The organism is Gibbsiella greigii, from assembly GCF_039540155.1.
Classification (GTDB): Bacteria; Pseudomonadota; Gammaproteobacteria; order Enterobacterales; family Enterobacteriaceae; genus Gibbsiella; species Gibbsiella quercinecans.
The window spans coordinates 17,353-36,077 of record NZ_BAABEM010000044.1 but is presented as its reverse complement, the minus strand read 5'-3'; the positions used below and the strand labels follow the sequence as shown (position 1 = coordinate 36,077).

At 57.7% G+C, this 18,725-nt stretch carries 13 protein-coding genes and 1 pseudogene; 7 read left to right on the top strand and 7 right to left on the bottom strand.

The annotated features are described in order from the left end of the window. Positions 1–810 (top strand): trypsin-like serine peptidase, encoded by an 810-nt coding sequence (locus tag AC559G_RS19040; protein WP_498913916.1) that lies wholly within the window; start codon positions 1–3, stop codon positions 808–810. A 32-nt stretch (positions 811–842) separates the two neighbouring features. Here the strand turns inward: AC559G_RS19040 and hrpA are convergent, their stop codons facing one another. Further along, positions 843–4,730 carry an ATP-dependent RNA helicase gene (gene hrpA / locus AC559G_RS19035; RefSeq protein WP_498913914.1) on the bottom strand — a complete coding sequence of 1,296 codons (3,888 nt, stop codon included), beginning with the start codon at positions 4,728–4,730 and terminating at the stop codon, positions 843–845. Positions 4,731–5,001: 271 nt separating this feature from the next. Between hrpA and AC559G_RS19030 the strand changes: the two genes are divergently transcribed. Beyond that, entirely contained in the window at positions 5,002–5,607 is a 606-nt protein-coding gene (locus AC559G_RS19030; protein WP_498913913.1) for an FMN-dependent NADH-azoreductase, read from the top strand. A gap of 84 nt (positions 5,608–5,691) precedes the next feature. On the opposite strand, the gene AC559G_RS19025 is transcribed toward AC559G_RS19030, so the two are convergent. Genes AC559G_RS19025 through AC559G_RS19015 form a run of 3 tightly spaced genes read right to left on the bottom strand, consistent with a single transcriptional unit; the run spans position 5,692 to position 8,829 of the window. Then, a complete protein-coding gene (locus AC559G_RS19025) occupies positions 5,692–6,012 on the bottom strand; it encodes a YdbL family probable chaperone protein (RefSeq protein ID WP_498913911.1) in 321 nt (106 codons plus the stop codon). A gap of 10 nt (positions 6,013–6,022) precedes the next feature. Then, entirely contained in the window at positions 6,023–6,199 is a 177-nt protein-coding gene (locus AC559G_RS19020; protein ID WP_413541211.1) for a YnbE family lipoprotein, read from the bottom strand. 17 nt (positions 6,200–6,216) lie between these two features. Continuing rightward, entirely contained in the window at positions 6,217–8,829 is a 2,613-nt protein-coding gene (locus AC559G_RS19015; RefSeq protein ID WP_498913909.1) for an intermembrane phospholipid transport YdbH family protein, read from the bottom strand. 383 nt (positions 8,830–9,212) lie between these two features. Here AC559G_RS19015 and AC559G_RS19010 point away from each other — a divergent pair, with 383 nt between their 5' ends. Beyond that, complete coding sequence (locus tag AC559G_RS19010; protein WP_498913907.1) at positions 9,213–10,205, top strand: 2-hydroxyacid dehydrogenase; 993 nt, start codon at positions 9,213–9,215, stop codon at positions 10,203–10,205. Positions 10,206–10,261: 56 nt separating this feature from the next. On the opposite strand, the gene AC559G_RS19005 is transcribed toward AC559G_RS19010, so the two are convergent. Beyond that, the gene (locus AC559G_RS19005) at positions 10,262–10,528 is read right to left on the bottom strand and encodes a putative hemolysin (RefSeq protein ID WP_121552566.1); all 267 of its coding nucleotides are present in this window, start codon (positions 10,526–10,528) and stop codon (positions 10,262–10,264) included. 261 nt (positions 10,529–10,789) lie between these two features. Continuing rightward, entirely contained in the window at positions 10,790–11,122 is a 333-nt protein-coding gene (locus tag AC559G_RS19000; protein ID WP_095848774.1) for a DMT family transporter, read from the bottom strand. Between the two features lie 293 nt (positions 11,123–11,415). Between AC559G_RS19000 and nifJ the strand changes: the two genes are divergently transcribed. Further along, positions 11,416–14,949, top strand: coding sequence for a pyruvate:ferredoxin (flavodoxin) oxidoreductase (nifJ, locus tag AC559G_RS18995; protein ID WP_498913906.1), 3,534 nt, complete (start codon positions 11,416–11,418; stop codon positions 14,947–14,949). A 191-nt stretch (positions 14,950–15,140) separates the two neighbouring features. Beyond that, positions 15,141–15,998 (top strand): arginase family protein, encoded by an 858-nt coding sequence (locus tag AC559G_RS18990; RefSeq protein ID WP_498913904.1) that lies wholly within the window; start codon positions 15,141–15,143, stop codon positions 15,996–15,998. Between the two features lie 72 nt (positions 15,999–16,070). Here the strand turns inward: AC559G_RS18990 and fraE are convergent, their stop codons facing one another. Further along, the gene (fraE, locus tag AC559G_RS18985; protein ID WP_438599313.1) at positions 16,071–17,114 is read right to left on the bottom strand and encodes a fructose-asparagine asparaginase; all 1,044 of its coding nucleotides are present in this window, start codon (positions 17,112–17,114) and stop codon (positions 16,071–16,073) included. 239 nt (positions 17,115–17,353) lie between these two features. Between fraE and AC559G_RS18980 the strand changes: the two are divergent. Next, positions 17,354–17,468, top strand: a pseudogene (locus AC559G_RS18980) (hypothetical protein); the annotation flags it as partial. Between the two features lie 289 nt (positions 17,469–17,757). Then, positions 17,758–18,693, top strand: coding sequence for a tRNA 2-thiocytidine(32) synthetase TtcA (ttcA, locus tag AC559G_RS18975; RefSeq protein WP_498913901.1), 936 nt, complete (start codon positions 17,758–17,760; stop codon positions 18,691–18,693). Positions 18,694–18,725 lie beyond the last annotated feature (32 nt).

Below are 18,725 nucleotides of genomic sequence, written 5' to 3'. Positions count from 1 at the left end.
ATGCATAGACCCCTATTGCTGTTGCTGTGCGCGTTCCCGTTTTCATTATCCTTATCAGCCCAGGCTGACGAATCGCTCGCCGAGCAAACGCGGTTGTTCTTCGGCAAGGACGACCGCGTCAAAATAACGGAAACCAACACGTTGCCCTGGCAAGCCATCGGCCAGGTTGAAACGGCCAGCGGGAATCTGTGCACCGCAACGCTGATTTCCCCACACCTGGCGCTCACCGCCGGGCATTGCGTGCTGGCGCCGCCCGGCAAGCTGGATAAGGCGATCGCCCTGCGGTTTGTGGTTAACAACGAGCACTGGCGTTACCAGGCCGGGAAGATTGAAACGCTGGTGGACAGAAAGCTGGGGAAAAAATTGCAGCCGGACGGCGAGGGCTGGATTGTGCCGCCGGCCGCGGCGGCCTATGATTTTGCTCTGATCCGTTTAAAAGATCCCAAACCGTTGCCCATCACCCCGTTGCCGTTGTGGCAAGGCGACAGCAAAGCGCTGACTCAGGCGCTGAAAGAGGCCGGGCGGTTGATCACCCAGGCCGGTTACCCGGCCGACCACCTGGGCGATTTGTACAGCCACCAAAACTGTAAAATTACCGGCTGGGCGCAACAGGGTGTGCTGTCGCACCAGTGCGATACCCTGCCAGGCGACAGCGGCTCTCCGTTGTTGCTGAAAACCGCCGAAGGCTGGCGGCTGATCGCCATTCAAAGCTCCGCCCCGGCGGCGAAAGACCGCTACCGCGCCGATAACCGGGCGCTGGCGGTCACCGCCATCAGCGATGCCCTGCAGGCGCTGGCGGCCAGAAAGTAACGCGGCCTGCGGCAAGCAGGCCTGCCTTGCGCCTATGCCGATAGCTGATCGATGGTTTGCAAGATACGCTTGTCGGAGATCGGGTACGGTGTGCCCAACTGCTGGGCAAACAGGCTCACGCGCAGCTCTTCAATCATCCAGCGGACTTCTTTCACCTCGTCGTCCTGCCGGCGTTTGGCAGGCAGCTTGTTGAGCCACTGCTGCCACGCCTGCTGCACCTGCTCCACCCGCAGCATCTGGGCGCGGTCACGGTGCGGATCGATGCTGAGCTTCTCCAACCGGCGCTCAATGCCGTGCAAGTAACGCTGGGTATCCGCCAGGCGCTTCCAGCCGTTGGCGGTGACGAAACCGCGATAGATCAGGCCGCCAAGCTGGGTTTTGATGTCGGAAAGCGCCAGCGCCAACGACATATCCACGCGCCCTTTCAAACGCTTGTTGATGTTGAATACGGTCGTCAGGATTTGCTCCACCTGTTTGGCGATCTCGACCACCGTTTCATTTAGCTCGGCGCGCACCTGCTCCTGCAACGCGGCAAATTGCGTTTCCTGCCACACCGGCCCACCGTGCTCGGCAACCAGTTTATCCACCCCACAGGCGATGCAGTCGTCGATCAGATCCAACACCTTGCCGTACGGGTTGAAATACAGCCCCAGCTTGGCTTTGTTAGGCAATTTCTCATGCAGATATTTGATTGGCGATGGGATATTCAACAGCAGCAGGCGGCGCGTGCCTTGCCACATCATTTGCTGCTGTTCCAACTCGCTGTCAAACAGGCGGATCGCCACGCTGTCTTTTTCATCGACCAGCGCCGGGTAGGCCTTCACCGCGTAGCCACCGCGTTTTTGTTCGTAGAACGTCGGCAGGTTGCCAAAACTCCAGACGTGCAGATCGCGCTGCTCCAGCCCGTCATCGGCCACGGCGGAAAGCGTTTGCTGCACCTTTTCCTTCAGGCTGAGTTTCAGCGCCGCCAAATCCTTGCCCTCGCGCAGCGCTTTGTTTTTTTCGCCCACCACGCGGAAGGTCACTTTCAGGTGATCGGGCACCTGATCCCACTGCCAGTCATCACGTGACACTGTAACACCCGTCATGCGGCGCAGTTCCCGCTCCAGCGCGTCCACCAGCGGCATGTCCAGCGAGGTCACCCGCCCCAGAAACGCTTCCGCATAGTTGGGCGCCGGCACGAAATTGCGGCGCACCGGTTTTGGCAGTGATTTAATCAGGGCGATAATCAGTTCGCGCCGCAGGCCGGGCACCTGCCATTCGAAGCCGGCTTCCTCAACCTGGTTGAGGATCGGCAACGGGATATGCACCGTGACGCCATCGGCGTCGGCGCCCGGTTCAAACTGGTAGCTCAACCGCAGCTTCAGGTTGCCCTGGTGCCAAGCGTTCGGATAATCCAGTGCGCTCACCTTATTGGCGCCGTCTTTGATCAGCATCTCTTTTTCAAAACTGAGCAAATCCGGCTGCTGCGCGGCGGCGGTTTTCCACCATTGATCAAAGTGACGAGCCGAAACTACCTCGTTCGGGATGCGACGATCGTAAAAATTAAACAAGGTTTCATCGTCCACCAGAATATCGCGGCGGCGCGACTTGTGCTCCAGCTCTTCCACTTCGGCCCGCAGCTTGAGGTTGGCGCCAAAAAACGCATGCCGCGTCTGCCAATCCCCTTCCACCAGCGCGTGGCGGATAAACAGCTCGCGGCACAACAGCGGATCGATACTGCTGTAATTCACCAGGCGCGCCGCCACGATCGGCAGGCCAAACAGTGTGACCTTTTCCGTGGCCATCACCGCACCCTGCGATTTTGACCAATGCGGCTCGCTGTAGCTGTGCTTCACCAGATGCTGCGCCAGCGGTTCCACCCACTCCGGTTCGATACGTGCGGCAATCCGCCCCCACAGGCGGCTGGTTTCCACCAGTTCGGCCACCATCACCCACTTCGGCGGCTTCTTGAACAGCCCCGACCCAGGGAAAACGGCAAAGCGGGCGTTGCGCGCGCCGGTGTATTCCTGTTTATCCGCGTCTTTCTGGCCGATGTGCGACAGCAGGCCGGTGAGCAGCGCCAGGTGAACGGCGCGGTAATCAGAAGGCACGCTGTTCACCGGCAGCCCCAGCTCTTTCACCACCTGGCGCAGTTGGGTGTAGATATCTTGCCACTCGCGCACCCGCAGGTAGTTCAGGAATTCATTGCGGCAGAGCCGGCGGAACTGGTTCGATGAATGTTCTTTCTGCTGCTGTTGCAGGTAGTCCCACAGGTTGACGAACGCCATGAAGTCGGAGTCTTTGTCGACAAAGCGGCGGTGTTTTTCATCCGACGCCTGCTGTTTTTCCAACGGCCGTTCACGCGGGTCCTGAATCGAGAGCGCCGCGGTGATGACCATGACTTCGCGCACGCTGCCGGTTTTTTGCGCTTCCAACACCATGCGCGCCAGGCGCGGATCGATCGGCAACTGCGCCAACTGCCGGCCCTGCGGCGTGAGCTGATAATGCCCGCTGGCGGCGGTTTTGATGGCGCCAAGCTCTTCAAGCAGGCGCACACCGTCTTGAATATTGCGTTTATCCGGGGCTTCGACAAACGGGAACGCGGCGATATCGCCCAGCCCCAGCGACGTCATCTGCAGGATAACCGATGCCAGGTTGGTGCGCAGAATTTCCGGATCGGTAAATTCCGGGCGAGAGAGAAAATCCTGCTCGGAGTACAGCCGGATACAGATACCTTCCGAAACGCGGCCGCAGCGCCCTTTACGTTGGTTGGCCGAAGCCTGGGAAACCGGTTCGATCGGCAGGCGTTGCACCTTGGTGCGGAAGCTGTAACGGCTGATGCGTGCGGTGCCCGGATCGATCACGTATTTGATGCCGGGCACGGTGAGCGAGGTTTCCGCCACGTTGGTCGCCAGCACAATGCGGCGGCCGTGGTGCGATTGGAAAACGCGGTTCTGTTCGCTGTTCGACAAGCGGGCATACAGCGGCAGCACTTCCGTGTGCGGCAGGTTCAGCCGCGCCAACGCATCGGCGGTATCGCGGATTTCACGCTCGCCGCTCATAAAGATCAGAATGTCCCCCGGCCCTTCACGGCCAAGTTCGTCCACGGCGTCAAAAATGGCCTGGAGCTGATCGCGCTCGGTGTCGTCGGCATCATCCACTACCGGGCGGTAACGCACTTCAACCGGATAAGTCCGGCCGGAAACCTCAATAATCGGCGCGTTGTTGAAGTGGCGCGAGAAACGCTGCGGATCAATGGTCGCCGAGGTGATAATCACTTTCAGATCGGGGCGTTTCGGCAACAGTTCGCGCAGGTAGCCGAGGATAAAATCGATGTTCAGGCTGCGTTCGTGCGCCTCATCGATGATCAACGTATCGTATTGCATCAGCAGCCGATCCTGCTGGATCTCCGCCAGCAGGATACCATCGGTCATCAGTTTGACCAGCGTGTTGTCGCCGGCCTGATCGTTAAAACGCACCTTGTAGCCCACGCTGCCGCCCAACGGGGTTTCCAGCTCATCGGCGATGCGGTTGGCGACGGTGCGCGCGGCCAGGCGCCGTGGCTGGGTATGGCCGATCACGCCTTTAATCCCGCGCCCCAGCTCCAGGCAGATTTTTGGCAGCTGCGTGGTTTTGCCCGAACCGGTTTCACCGGCGACGATCACCACCTGATGATCGCGAATCGCATTAAGAATATCGTCTTTTTTCTGGCTGACCGGCAGGCCGGCCGGATAGGTGATTTTCGGGCACGAGGCCTGGCGCTGCTGCACTTTCAGGCGTGCAGCGGCAATATCCTGGGTTATTTCGCCAATGACGGCCTGCTGCGCCGCAGGGTCTTTTATTTTTTTGCTGCCGTGCAGCCGGCGGCGCAGGCGTTGTTGATCACGGAGCATCAGTTCATTCAACGGGCCTGATAATGCCGCGAGCGGTGATTTCACTATCGGTATTCCTTGTTTCTTCGCTGCCCGGATTAGGTATTGAGCAACGTTTTCAAAATGGGATCAGCAATTTTCAACTGCGGCGCCTAGGGTAGCACATCACAAAAATTTCCCGTAATCCATCTGGTTAGCGCAAAACATGCTCATTCAATAAAATCGAACGAAGATCTCGAAATATTCCGCTATCTCTGTTGAGGAAAGCTATTTACAGTATGTTTCATGCAACGGGCATAAGCCCTGATGTCACCGTCACAACTGAAAGGAATTATTGATGAGCAACGTACTGGTTCTTAAATCAAGCATCCTGGCGACCTATTCACAGTCTAACCAACTGGCTGATTTCTTTGTTGAGCAGTGGTCTTCAACGCACAGCGGCGATACCATCACCGTGCGCGATCTGGCTGCCGATCCGGTTCCGGTTCTGGACGGTGAACTGGTCAACATTTTGCGCCCTTCCGATGCGCCGCTCAGCCCACGCCAGCAAGAAGCCTTGGCGCTGTCTGACAAATTAATCGCCGAACTGCAGGCCAACGATATCATCGTGATCGCCGCGCCGATGTACAACTTCAACATTTCCACCCAGTTGAAGAACTATTTTGATCTGATCGCCCGTGCCGGCGTGACCTTCCGTTACACGGAAAACGGCCCGGAAGGCCTGGTTAAAGGCAAACGCGCGATCATCCTGACCAGCCGCGGCGGCATCCACAAAGGCACCCCGACCGATCTGGTTGAACCATATCTGCGCCTGTTCCTGAGCTTCATCGGCATCACCGACGTTGAGTTTGTCTTCGAAGAAGGCATCGCCTTTGGCCCGGACATGGCGACCAAAGCCCAGGCCGAAGCCAAGGCCGCACTGGCAGAAATCGCCGGCGCATAACGCCGCCGGTTTATCACCTGCGTTATCCTCATAATAATCAAAAGTGTCTACATTATTGCGCGCCATCAGACGCGCTTTTTTTTTTTACTTCTTCAACCATTGGCCGTTAATGCCGCGCACATACTCCCCGGCCGGCGCCCGCGCCACCAATTTCTGCCCCGCCATCCGCGCCACCTCATCAAGCGCAATGTTGTTACTGGCCGCCACCTGCTGGTATTGCTCGGTGCGCCCGGTATTAATACGCTCGACCAGCGCCAGCGTTTGCGCGTCCTGCTTCAGCGGCGCCACATAGCCGCTCAGCGTTTCGCCCACGCGCCCTTGCTGCTTGGCTTCGTTCAGCGTCAGCGCCATTGCCATGCCGCACACCAACCAGGCCGCCAACAGCCACAGATATCGTTTTTTCATACCCGGCCCTTTAGAACAGATCGCTGCGGTTTTTCAGCATATTTTCCACGTCTTTATCCACTTTGATGTGGATCTCATGCTCAATCTTGACGTTCATGTTGATGGTTATCGGGTCTTTAGGCGTGGCCACTTCAATGCGCGGCACACAGCCGGCAAGGCCACAAACAGAGAGTACGGCAGCCAGCATCGGCCCGGTCACGGTCTTCATTGTTGATCCCCAGATTTTGAGAGGGCCTGCTCCAGCCACTCTTGTAAATTGTCGCCAAAGCGTAAACTGCGCCAGAGTTGGAACACGTTTTCCTGATGGCTGTAGTTGAGAATAACCTCGCGTTTGGCGTTTTTCTGCGGGTTTAATCCTTCAATCTTCGCCCGCAACGCCAGTTCGCCCAGGTTATTGAGATCGACCCGGGCCTGGGTGCGGTTAATTTCCATATAGCGCAGCCAATCGATGGCCATGCCGCTGACCAGATTTTTACTACCAATGGCATCGGCCATGTCTTTATCCAAACGCAGCGTCAACATACCGGCATTGGCGATCCAGCCGTTGCGCACCAGCCACTGCGGATCGTTCAGGTACAGCGGCAGTTCGCCGTTCACCCGGCCGGACATGGCAAACTGTTTGGGCTTGAGGGCGGTAAACAGCGCGCTGAGGTCGATCCGCTCCAGCTTCAGCACCGCGGCGGCGTGCTGCGGCAGCCGCAGCGCCGACAGGCTGATATGCCCATTCAACATATCGACGCCCACGTTGCTGAGCGTCAGCGGCCGCGCTTCACTGTACGGGTAGCTGCCTTGTAGATCGGCGGTGATATTCTGCATCTGGAACAGGTTATTGAGCGCCGCTATCCGCAGCGCCACCGGCTGCTTGGTGCCCAACTGCCAGATGTGATCTTTCAGCCGATAAGGCAAAACAAAATCCAGCCCGCTCACGTCACCGTCTTTCAGCCACAGACCGCCGTTTTTCACCACCCAGTGCCCGCCGGCCTCAAAACCTTGCTCGCGCGCGGCGGAAAACGCCGCCTGGGCATAAAATTCGCCGTTGTTTAGCGTGATGTTGGCGTCTTTAGCCAGCAATGGCTGGAACACCGTCAATGACTGCTTCGGCCACCACCCCTCGCCGCGCAAACGTTCGCCGTCCCAGCGGCCACGCAGCTTAATCGGCCCGATATCTCGCGCCTGCAGTTGCCCGCGCAGCAGGAAGTGTAAAGGATCGCTTCCGGCGAGTTGCAAATCCAGCACCGGCGCCGGCAAGCGCCCGCCGTTGCTGAAACCAATCTGCTCCGCCACCAGTTGCAATGCGCCGCCGAGCGATGGGGCTTCATCACCCCGCTGCCATACCAGCGGCTCCCGCAGGCTAAGGCGCGGCGCCGCTACCGTGACCAACCCATACTGCAGGCGATCAAAGCCGCTGGAGAGACGATCGAGCACCAGCGTCGGCCCCTGCCATCGGCCGCTGCCCGCCACATCCCAATTGGCCTGCAGCGGCGGAAGGCGGCCACGGCCCCAATAGCGCCACTGCCAGTCGCCGCTGTCCGGCCAGAAGTTCTGCGCCTTGCCATCCAGATGCACATGCACCTTGCCCCAGTAACTGTCGCTGGCCCGGATTATCGCCTGTAAACGCCCACTGATCCCGGCCAGCGTCACGTTAACCCCGGCCAACGGCAGACGCATCTCTTCCAGCTTCATCTCTGGCGAGACATTGCCCCAGGCCCGTAATAACGACCCCGGCTGCAGCGATAGCGTGGGGTTCAGCGCACTGCCGCCGATCACACCGGGAATCGATGCCGTGGCGGAAAAATCCGCAAAGTTGGCCTGGCCCGTCAGGCGGAAGGCCAGATCGCTGTCAACCAGGCTCAGTTTGCCCGGCCCCAGCGTCAACACGGCGTTACCTTTGCCGTTATGCCCCGCGGTGATCACATTGAGGCGAGCGCTGATCTGCATCGCATCCAGCCCCTCGGCCCAGTTGCTTACCCCGGCGCTGACGCCGCCGCTCAACGGTTGGCCGGCGTACGGCCAGCGCCACTGCCCCTGGTTGATGTTCAACGCCTGTGCGCTGACTGACCACGGCAGCGTTGCCAGCGGCTGCCCGGCGCCCTTTTCCTGCAACACCAGCACCCCTTGCTGTTGCTGCCACTGTAGATTCAGCAGCAACGGTTGCTGCAGATACGGCGTCAGCATCTCCCCCTGGATCGCCCCCTGTTCCGGCAGGCGATCCAGGCTGAGCGGCACGGTCAATTTGCCGTTGAAGTGCAAGGGCTGGGTGCCGCCGGGCGGCATTATCGTGAGGTTGTTCAGGGTGAGCTGCTGTTTGTCGTCAAGCCATGCGGCCAGGCTGAGGTTATCGTCCTGGTAGCTCAACTGCTGGCCGCCGCTGGCGGCATGCAACTGCAGTTTGCCGGCATACTGTTGCCACGGCAGCAGCGTGAAATGCGCCACGGTAACATCCAGCGCAGGCAACCGTTGCTGAAGCTTGTCGATAGAAAGCGGTTCGCCGGCGCCATCCCCAGCCGGGAGCCTGGCCAGGCAGGCGGTATCCACACTGACGCGCTCACTGGCCAACTGCCAGCGCCCGTCCGCATGGCCCAGGCTGGTTGCGCCTACCATGGCCAGCGGGCAGCCTTGGGCGCGCAGGCTAAGGCCCGGCAACTGCAGCGCCCCCTGCTGCCAGCGCAAGGGGCCGGCCAGGGTGAGTTGCGTGCCCGGCGGCAACCAATGCGCAGCCAAACGCGGCAGCCAGCGCGGCAGGGTTTGCCACAACGCGGCCAGCAGGATAATGCCCCCGGCGGAAACCCCGATAACAATTTTCAGGCGCTTATTCATTGAATAATTGCTTCATTCCTGTTGAAGGCATCACTGTACCTGATGGCCGAAAGTATAATAGTAGGCCACGGCGGCATTGAGCCTGTCCCTATTCTGGCCGTTATGATGGCATGAATTAGCCAGAGGATGAAGCTACCAGCCAAATTCGGCATTCCTCTTAATTAATGCAGTTAGCCCATGCCCAACGTGTTAACCTGAATTCCTGCAGGGGTATTTGCTGAGAGAATTTTACATCTTTCGCCCTGGTTGATTAACAATCATGGAAATAGAAATAAAAGCATAAAAACAATTAGTTAACTCACCAACTGTAGGGTTGTAAATTCATTGTCCAATGGTGTGAAACTCATTAAGATGGCCGCAGGATCACAGTGGGAGAAACCACGATGAAATTGGCGATATACAGCACCAAACAGTATGACCGTAAATACCTCGAGTTGGTAAACCAGCAGTTCGGTTATCAACTGGAGTTTTTCGATTTTATGCTCAGCCCAAGGACCGCCAAAACCGCCGCCGGCTGTAATGCCGTGTGTATTTTCGTCAATGACGATGGCAGCCGCAAGGTACTGGAGGAATTGGCGCAGATGGGGATCAAAATCCTCGCGCTGCGCTGCGCCGGCTTTAACAATGTCGATCTGGCGGCCGCCAGCGAATTGGGGATTAAAGTGGTGCGCGTGCCGGCCTATTCGCCAGAAGCAGTGGCAGAACACGCCATCGGCATGATGATGTGCCTTAACCGCCGCATTCACCGCGCCTATCAGCGCACCCGCGATGCCAACTTCTCGCTCGAAGGGCTGATTGGCTTCAACATGTACAACCGCACCGCCGGCATTATCGGCACCGGCAAAATCGGCGTGGCGGCGATGCGTATTCTGAAAGGCTTCGGTATGACGCTGCTGGCTCACGATCCCTATCCCAGCGAACAGGCGCTGGAATTGGGTGCTGAATATGTGCCGCTAAAAACGTTATACGCGCGCTCAGACGTGATTACCCTGCACTGCCCGCTGACGCCGGAGAACCACCACTTGCTGAATGCCGAAGCCTTTGCGTTGATGAAAAAAGGCGTGATGATAGTTAACACCAGCCGCGGCGGGCTGATTGATTCATCGGCCGCCATCGAGGCGCTTAAACAGCAAAAAATTGGCGCACTGGGCATGGACGTCTATGAAAATGAACGGGATCTGTTCTTTGAGGACAAATCCAACGATGTGATTCAGGACGATGTATTCCGCCGCCTTTCCGCCTGCCACAACGTGCTGTTTACCGGCCATCAGGCGTTCCTGACGGAAGAGGCGTTAACCAGCATCGGGCAGACCACGCTGAAAAACATCGAGCAGCTTTCACGCGGCGAACCGTGCCCCAATCTATTGAACGAATAAAACCGACGGGGTGCCCGCCGCACCCCGCTTCACGCCCTGCTCGTGAGCCGTGGCAATCAGCCGGCCGCGGAGCACGCCCCCTGGCCCAGCGCCCACTCTTCACAGCGCTTGCCGTTCGGCATCTGGCACATTTTTACCGCATCGCCATTCAAGGAATGGGCGATGGTGGTGACGCCGCCAGCGCGGGCACAGAGCGCACTGGTCGGTAACGTATTAATATTCAGGCTGGTTGCCTTTTGAACGGGTTCATCATTACTGCCGTTGCTGCTACAGGCAGCCAACAGCAACACGGCACTGGCAAACAACCCTCTCGCTACGATCATTCTTCCACTCCCGAACCGATATTATGCTATCCCCGCCAATTAACTTTTCACGATAATCCACGGAGCTAATTTGTGCAGATACAAACTGACCAAGCCGATAATTGGCCAGGCATTGGCGTTTGACGATGTGCAGCGTCTAATTTAGACCGATATATAAATAATGAAAATAGACTTTCACGTTTATTTCAGCACGAAAGAAAAAATAATCCACATAGGTTAAAACGCAGATAATGCCGCTCTTATCAACATATACAAAACTGCCTAGTGCACCGACGCCTTCGACCACAGATTAATCACCAAAACACCGGCGATGATCAACGCCAGGCCAAACACCGCCGGCCAGTCGAGCTTTTGCTGATAAATAAACATCGCGGCAATTGTCACCAACACGATGCCCAGCCCCGACCAGAGCGCATACACAATCCCCAGCGGCATGGTTTTTACCACCACGGAAAGCCCATAAAATGATACGGAGTAACCGGCAACCACCAGCAGCGAAGGCCAAAGCCGGGTAAAACCTTCCGATGCTTTAAGCATCGTCGTGGCAATAACTTCCGCAATAATCGCCATGATTAAATACATAAATCCAGACATAGGCTTCTTCCATGTGTCGTCATATTGACAAAAAAGGTTCTGCGCTACTGCAACCGTTTTAGGCGTAAGGCGGCTGAAATAGCGTAATACCGGCCCAGTATATTAGGGCAGAGTTAAACTGACGTTAAAGCAATGTGGCGCCTGCAAAAATTCCGTGCCACTCCCTCCGCTATTCTATTCATTCGGCCACACAAATGCGATAGAGAGCCAATGCGCCACTCTGCTAGACTTCGCCCATTACTGCAAAAGCACAGATCCTTTTGCAGCTTTGCGAGCAATGAAAGGTACTATCAATGATTACTACAGACGGTAATAATGCAGTAGCGTCCGTGGCCTATCGCACCAATGAAGTGATTGCCATTTACCCGATTACCCCCAGCTCCACCATGGCGGAACAGGCGGACGCCTGGTCCGGCGATGGCCGTAAAAATATCTGGGGCGACGTACCGCGGGTAGTAGAAATGCAATCCGAAGGCGGCGCTATCGCCACGGTGCACGGCGCGTTGCAGACAGGCGCATTATCAACCTCGTTTACCTCATCGCAGGGCCTGCTGCTGATGATCCCCACGCTGTACAAATTGGCCGGTGAACTGACGCCGTTTGTGCTGCACGTCGCGGCACGCACCGTCGCGACCCACGCGCTGTCAATTTTTGGCGACCACTCCGACGTGATGGCCGTGCGCCAAACCGGCTGCGCAATGCTGTGCGCCAGCAACGTCCAGGAAGCGCAGGATTTTGCCCTGATTTCACAAACCGCGACCCTTAACAGCCGCCTGCCGTTTATTCACTTTTTCGACGGTTTCCGCACGTCGCATGAAATCAATAAAATCGTCCCGCTGAGCGATGACACGCTGCAGCAAATGCTGCCGCAAGACGCGATCGCCGCCCACCGCCACCGCGCGTTGTCGCCGGATCATCCTGTGGTGCGCGGCACCTCCGCCAACCCGGATACCTATTTCCAGTCGCGTGAAGCCACTAACCCCTGGTACAACAACACCTACAAGCACGTCGCAGACGCCATGGCGCAATTCGGCCAACTCACCGGCCGCCATTATCACCCCTTCGAATACTACGGCCACCCGCAGGCCGAGCGCGTAGTGATCCTGATGGGCTCCGCCATCGGCACCTGCGAAGAAGTCATCGATACCCTACTCACCCGCGGTGAAAAGGTCGGCGTGCTGAAAGTGCGCCTGTTCCGCCCCTTTGCGGCCGAACACCTGCTGGCGGTGCTGCCGCAAAGCGTCAAGAAAATCGCCGTGCTCGATCGCACCAAAGAACCGGGCGCCCAGGCCGAACCGCTGTATCTGGACGTGATCACCGCGCTGGCGGAAGCCTTCAGCCGCGGCGAGCGCGCTACCCTGCCGTTAGTGATCGGCGGCCGTTACGGCCTCTCTTCCAAAGAGTTCGGCCCGGACTGCGCGCTGGCGGTGTTCAAAGAACTGGCGCAGGATAAACCGCGCCCACGCTTTACCGTCGGCATCTTTGACGATGTGACCGGCCTTTCGTTGCCGCTCAGTGACGAAACCCTACCTTCGCGCGCCACCTTGGAAGCGCTGTTCTACGGGCTGGGCAGCGACGGTTCCGTCTCCGCCACCAAAAATAACATCAAGATTATCGGCAACAGCACACCGCTGTTCGCCCAGGGTTACTTTGTTTACGACTCCAAAAAGGCCGGCGGCCTGACGGTTTCGCACCTGCGTGTGAGCGAGCAGCCGATCAACTCGGCCTACCTGGTCAGCCACGCCGATTTCGTCGGCTGCCACCAACTGCAGTTTATCGACAAATATCAAATGGCGGAGCGGCTGAAACCCGGTGGGATTTTCCTGCTCAATACGCCGTACAGCGCCGATGAGGTATGGAGCCGCTTACCGAAAGACGTGCAGGCGGTGCTCAACCAGCGCCAGGCCCGTTTTTACATCATCAACGCCGCCAAGCTGGCGCGTGAATGCCAACTGGGTGCGCGCATCAACACCGTGATGCAGATGGCATTCTTCCATCTGACGCAAATTCTGCCCAGCGACGTTGCACTGCAACAGTTGCAGGATGCCATCGCCCGCAGCTACAGCAGCAAAGGCCAGGAAGTCGTTGAGCGCAACTGGCAAGCGCTGGGCGCCACGCGCGAAGCGCTGATCGAAATTCCGTTGCAGCCGGTTGACGATAGCAGCCCAATGCGCCCGCCGGTAGTTTCCGATGCCGCACCGGACTTCGTCAAAACCGTGACCGCCGCCATGCTGGCCGGGTTGGGCGACGCGCTGCCGGTCTCTGCTTTCCCGCCGGACGGCACCTGGCCGGTGGGCACCACCCAGTGGGAAAAACGCAACATTGCCGAAGAGATCCCAATCTGGCACCCGAACTTATGCACCCAGTGCAACCACTGCGTGGCCGCCTGCCCGCACTCGGCGATCCGAGCGAAAGTGGTGCAACCGGCCGCGCTGGAGGGCGCCCCGGCTTCGCTGCAATCGCTGGACGTGAAAGCCCGCGATATGCGCGGCCAGAAATACGTGCTGCAGGTTGCCCCGGAAGACTGCACCGGCTGTAACCTGTGCGTTGAAGTTTGCCCGGCGAAAGACCGCCAGAACCCGGAAATCAAAGCCATTAATATGGCTTCGCGCCTGGATAATCTGGCGGAGGAAAAACAGCATTACGACTTCTTCCTGCAGTTGCCGGAAATCGATCCTGCGCAACTGGAGCGTATCGATATCCGCACTTCGCAGTTGATCACCCCGCTGTTTGAATACTCCGGCGCCTGCTCCGGCTGCGGCGAAACCCCATACATCAAGCTGCTGACCCAGTTGTATGGCGATCGCCTGCTGATTGCCAACGCCACCGGCTGTTCGTCGATTTACGGCGGCAACCTGCCCACCACGCCCTACACCACCAACGCCGAAGGCCGCGGCCCGGCGTGGGCCAACTCGCTGTTTGAAGATAACGCCGAATTTGGCCTGGGCTTCCGTCTGACGGTGGATCAACACCGCAAACGCGTGCTGCGGCTGTTGGAAACCCTGGCGCCGCAGTTGCCGGCCCAACTGGTGGCCAGCCTGCAGATGCCGGATATCGCACCGGAACCTCGCCGCCAGCAAATTGCCGAGCTGCGTGCGCAACTGATTGCCATCGACAGCGACGATGCGCGCCAGTTGGCGACCGACGCCGATTATCTGGTGGATAAATCCATTTGGCTGATCGGTGGCGACGGCTGGGCCTATGACATCGGCTTCGGTGGCCTGGATCACGTGCTGAGCCTGACGGAAAACGTCAATGTGCTGGTGCTGGATACCCAGTGCTATTCCAACACCGGTGGGCAGCAGTCGAAGGCTACGCCGCTTGGGGCCGTGACCAAATTCGGTGAGAACGGCAAGCGCAAGGCGCGCAAGGATCTGGGCGTCAGCATGATGATGTATGGCCACGTGTACGTGGCGCAAATCTCGCTGGGCGCGCAGCTTAACCAAACGGTAAAAGCGATTCAGGAAGCCGAAGCCTACCCGGGCCCTTCGCTGATCATCGCTTACAGCCCGTGTGAAGAGCATGGTTACGATCTGGCGCTTAGCCACGATCAGATGAAACAGCTGACCGCTACCGGCTTCTGGCCGCTGTACCGCTTTGATCCGCGCCGCGCGCAGGAAGGAAAAGTCGCGCTGGCACTGGATTCACGGCCGCCAAGCAGCAACCTGAGCGAAACGTTGCTGAAGGAACAGCGTTTCCGCCGCCTCAACGCGCAGCAACCAGAGGTCGCCAGCGCGCTGTACCAGGCCGCGGAAAAAGAGCTGCAGGAAAAATACGATTTCCTCAGCATGCTGGCGGGTAAAGCGGAAAAATCCACCAGCGAGTAAACCGCAAAGGGCGCGCCACCGCGCCCTTTTCTTATTGCCTGTTCTTATTGCCTGCCTCACTTATTCGTCGCTACTGCCTTGCAGACCGCCCTCACATTCTGTTCATTCGCTTGCATTAATGGCATTGCCGAATAGATATACTCCAGCCATAAACCCGGCTATTTTCATGATTACGACTGAGGAGCCAACCCATGATCCATCAGTTAATTTGTATTCCCTATGACTCCGGGCACCCTCATGCCCGGATGGGCGCAGGCCCCATGCACCTTGCCAAATATGGGGCCATTGCGCGGCTGCAGCATTACGGTTCGGTTGTGCTGCAAACGCTCGACATTGCCCCCCGATTCCCGACCGAAATTGGTACCGCTTTTGCGCTGCATCGCGCGGGAGCATCGGCGGTTGAAACGGCCTTAAGAGCGGGAAAACGGCCCATCGTATTATCCGGCAACTGCAACAGTTCATTGGGCACGGTAGCCGGCATACAACGCGCCAGCCCAGAGAAACTGCTAGGGGTGATCTGGTTTGATGGGCATGGCGACTGTAATACGCCGGCCACCTTCAACGGGGATTTTCTCGATGCGATGGGCATCAGCACCCTCACCGGCCGTTGCTGGCAGGCGCTTGTCACCACGGTTGCCGGCTTCCGCCCGCTTCCCGATGAAAACGTCGTCCTGGTAGGCGGCCACGGGGCCGATCTGGGCGCCAAACGCGTTCTTTCCCAATCAGCCATTGAACAGATCTCGCCCGATACGGATATCCTCGACAGGCTGATGGCGGCGATACACCGCCTGACAGGCCAAGGCATCAGCCAGATTTATTTCCACCTTGATGTCGATGTTCTCGATCCGTCGTTTGGCATGGGGAATGAATTCGCGCCGCCGGGCGGGCTGCGGCCAGAAACGCTGATTCAGTGCGCAGAGTTGCTTTCTACCCACGCTGCGGTGGCCGCGATGGGGATCGCCTCTTTTGATCCCGCGCTGGATATTAACGGCACGGTTACTGAAGTGGCGCTTGAGGTGATCGCCACCATAGCGCGTAACGTGCATTAACAAACGTACACACGGGTGCTGATGGCAACAGGCCCGCATCGTTGCGGGCCTGTCGTGATTCGCGGGCTTTACTTAGTAGGTATGGAAATACTGCTGGATCAACGCGGGATCCTTGGTTTGGGTCAGCGCCGTCATTAGCAGAATACGTGCTTTGGCGGGGTTGAGGGAATCGGCAACCAGGCCGGGCTGGCCGTCATCCGGCGGCACCACACCGCTGCCGGTGCGTGATGCCCTGACCACGATAATGCCGGCTTTTTGTGCCTTTTCAATCCCAGCCTTGCTTCTGACAGAAACCGAACCGGCGCCGGTGCCGACATAGATAATGCCATCCGCATGATGGGCGATGGCGGCATCGTACATATATTCAGGATCGTCCTGGTAGCCATAGATAATCACCACCTTCGGCAATGTTTTGATATTGCGTGAATCAAACACCGAACGCAGCGTATGGATCTTATCAACACGGGTTTCAAACTGCGGTTTGCCGCCGACAATCACGCCCAAATAGCCTTGCTCCGGTGCCTTGAAGGTATCCAGGGTAGTTGCATTGGTTTTGGTCGCAAAACGCGCCGCGGCAATGCGGTCATTCAGCACCACCATCACCCCACGCCCTTTGGCCGCAGGATCCGCCGCGACCGTCACCGCCTCCAGCAGGTTCATCGGACCGTCTGCACTGATGGCCGTCGCCGGCCGCATTGCCGCCGTGAACACCACCGGTTTATTGCTTTTTACCGTCAGGTTGAGGAAATACGGTGTTTCATCCAACGTATCGGTGCCGTGGGTAATCACCACGCCATCAACATCGTCACGCGCCAGCAGTTCATTGACCCGCTGCGACAGTTTCAGAATGATGTCGCTGGTCATGTTTTCACTGCCGATATTGGCGATCTGCTCGCCATCAACCTGCGCCACATTTTTCAATTCAGGCACCGCATTTATCAGCGTCTCAACGCCGAGCGCCCCCGCTTTATACCCGGTGGTCTGCGTATTGCTGGCGGCAGAGCCGGCAATGGTGCCGCCCGTGGCAAGGATTACCACATGGGGTAATTTTGTCGCGCTGAAGGCGCAAGTGGTTATAGTGAATAACGCTACAGCAAGCAATGCTCTAAAATTCATAGTTCAACATCCCCAAAAAATAGAAACCAGCAAAAACTGGCGGCAAGCTTAATGCAAACCCTGCGCCAGAATTTGTCGTGTTAATCCACGGTATAATGTTCAAATATCAGACAAAAACACGCTTGCAGCATTATTATGCCCTAAATCAGTGCATTGGCGCGCCCTGCCGGGGCAATGAGCCGTACAAACGCCAGCCCGGCCGGATCATTCCAAGGCAAAAACCGCGCTATTGGCAATGATCGTTCGGCGCAAGGTGGGCGCGGCATAAAACGCGCTGGCATTTGCCGCCGTAATCCGTACCATACGCGGCATACTTTTATACTCGTCATACTTCAGTTGCGGGTGTGTTGGCTTGGTGACTCGGCCCATCCCTGGGCCTTGCCCCTTCGGGGCCTGAGCTAGCGCTGTTCAAAAATGCTTTTGCGTTTTTGTCCTGCAACTCGAATGATTTAGTGTATATATGCTGGCGATTGCCAACCGGTGAAACCCGTTTTTTATCGTGAATCAAATGGGGCATGATAAGGCGAAAATGGTGTCTGTAATTTATGGCGCACGGATTGAATAATCAGCAGGCCCGGCGCCAGGCTTGCACAATGCCAGGTTTTGCCCCAACGTTGCCCCTTTGAGATTGAGAAGTTTAAAAATGACAGAAAATCAGTCAGTTACCCCTAAAGAGCAGTATAACCTGAATAAATTGCAAAAGCGCCTGCGCCGCAACGTGGGCGAAGCCATCGCCGACTTCAACATGATTGAAGAAGGCGATCGCATCATGGTCTGCTTGTCCGGCGGTAAAGACAGCTACACCATGTTGGAAATCCTGCGCAACTTGCAGCAAAGCGCGCCGGTGAATTTCTCTCTGGTGGCGGTGAATCTGGATCAGAAGCAGCCTGGGTTCCCTGAGCACATTCTGCCGGCGTATCTGGAAAATTTGGGTGTGGAGTACCTGATCGTTGAAGAAAACACCTACGGCATCGTGAAAGAAAAAATTCCGGAAGGCAAAACCACCTGTTCGCTGTGTTCCCGCCTGCGCCGCGGCATCCTTTACCGCACCGCCACCGAGCTGGGAGCAACCAAAATCGCCCTTGGCCACCACCGCGACGACATCCTGCAGACCCTGTTTCTCAACATGTTCTACGGCGGCAAAATGAAAGGCATGCCGCCCAAGCTGATGAGCGATGATGGCAAGCACGTGGTGATTCGGCCGCTGGCCTACTGCCGCGAGAAAGATATTGAACGCTTCGCGCAGGCCAAAGCCTTCCCGATCATCCCCTGCAACCTGTGCGGCTCACAGCCCAACCTGCAGCGCCAAGTGATCGGCGATATGCTACGCGACTGGGATAAACGCTACCCAGGCCGTTTGGAAACCATGTTCAGCGCCATGCAGAACGTAGTGCCATCGCACATGTGCGATACCGAACTGTTCGATTTCAAAGGGATCCATCACGGCAGTGAGGTAGTTGGCGGCGGCGATCTGGCGTTTGATCGTGAGGAGCTTCCCCTACAACCGGTGGGCTGGCAGCCGGAAGATGCCGAAGACGCGCCGGTGGTGCAACGCCTGGACGTGCTGGAAATCAAATAAGCCCTGCCTGCCGCTGCACAGGCGGCAGGCAA

Excerpts from the sequence above, each read along its gene's own strand:
- AC559G_RS19040 (WP_498913916.1), top strand. The coding sequence starts at position 1 with ATGCATAGACCCCTATTGCTGTTGCTGTGCGCGTTCCCGTTTTCATTA.
- AC559G_RS19030 (WP_498913913.1), top strand. The coding sequence starts at position 5,002 with ATGAGCAACGTACTGGTTCTTAAATCAAGCATCCTGGCGACCTATTCA.
- AC559G_RS19025 (WP_498913911.1), bottom strand. The coding sequence starts at position 6,012 with ATGAAAAAACGATATCTGTGGCTGTTGGCGGCCTGGTTGGTGTGCGGC.
- AC559G_RS19020 (WP_413541211.1), bottom strand. The coding sequence starts at position 6,199 with ATGCTGGCTGCCGTACTCTCTGTTTGTGGCCTTGCCGGCTGTGTGCCG.
- AC559G_RS19015 (WP_498913909.1), bottom strand. The coding sequence starts at position 8,829 with ATGAATAAGCGCCTGAAAATTGTTATCGGGGTTTCCGCCGGGGGCATT.
- AC559G_RS19010 (WP_498913907.1), top strand. The coding sequence starts at position 9,213 with ATGAAATTGGCGATATACAGCACCAAACAGTATGACCGTAAATACCTC.
- AC559G_RS19005 (WP_121552566.1), bottom strand. The coding sequence starts at position 10,528 with ATGATCGTAGCGAGAGGGTTGTTTGCCAGTGCCGTGTTGCTGTTGGCT.
- AC559G_RS19000 (WP_095848774.1), bottom strand. The coding sequence starts at position 11,122 with ATGTCTGGATTTATGTATTTAATCATGGCGATTATTGCGGAAGTTATT.
- nifJ (WP_498913906.1), top strand. The coding sequence starts at position 11,416 with ATGATTACTACAGACGGTAATAATGCAGTAGCGTCCGTGGCCTATCGC.
- AC559G_RS18990 (WP_498913904.1), top strand. The coding sequence starts at position 15,141 with ATGATCCATCAGTTAATTTGTATTCCCTATGACTCCGGGCACCCTCAT.
- fraE (WP_438599313.1), bottom strand. The coding sequence starts at position 17,114 with ATGAATTTTAGAGCATTGCTTGCTGTAGCGTTATTCACTATAACCACT.
- ttcA (WP_498913901.1), top strand. The coding sequence starts at position 17,758 with ATGACAGAAAATCAGTCAGTTACCCCTAAAGAGCAGTATAACCTGAAT.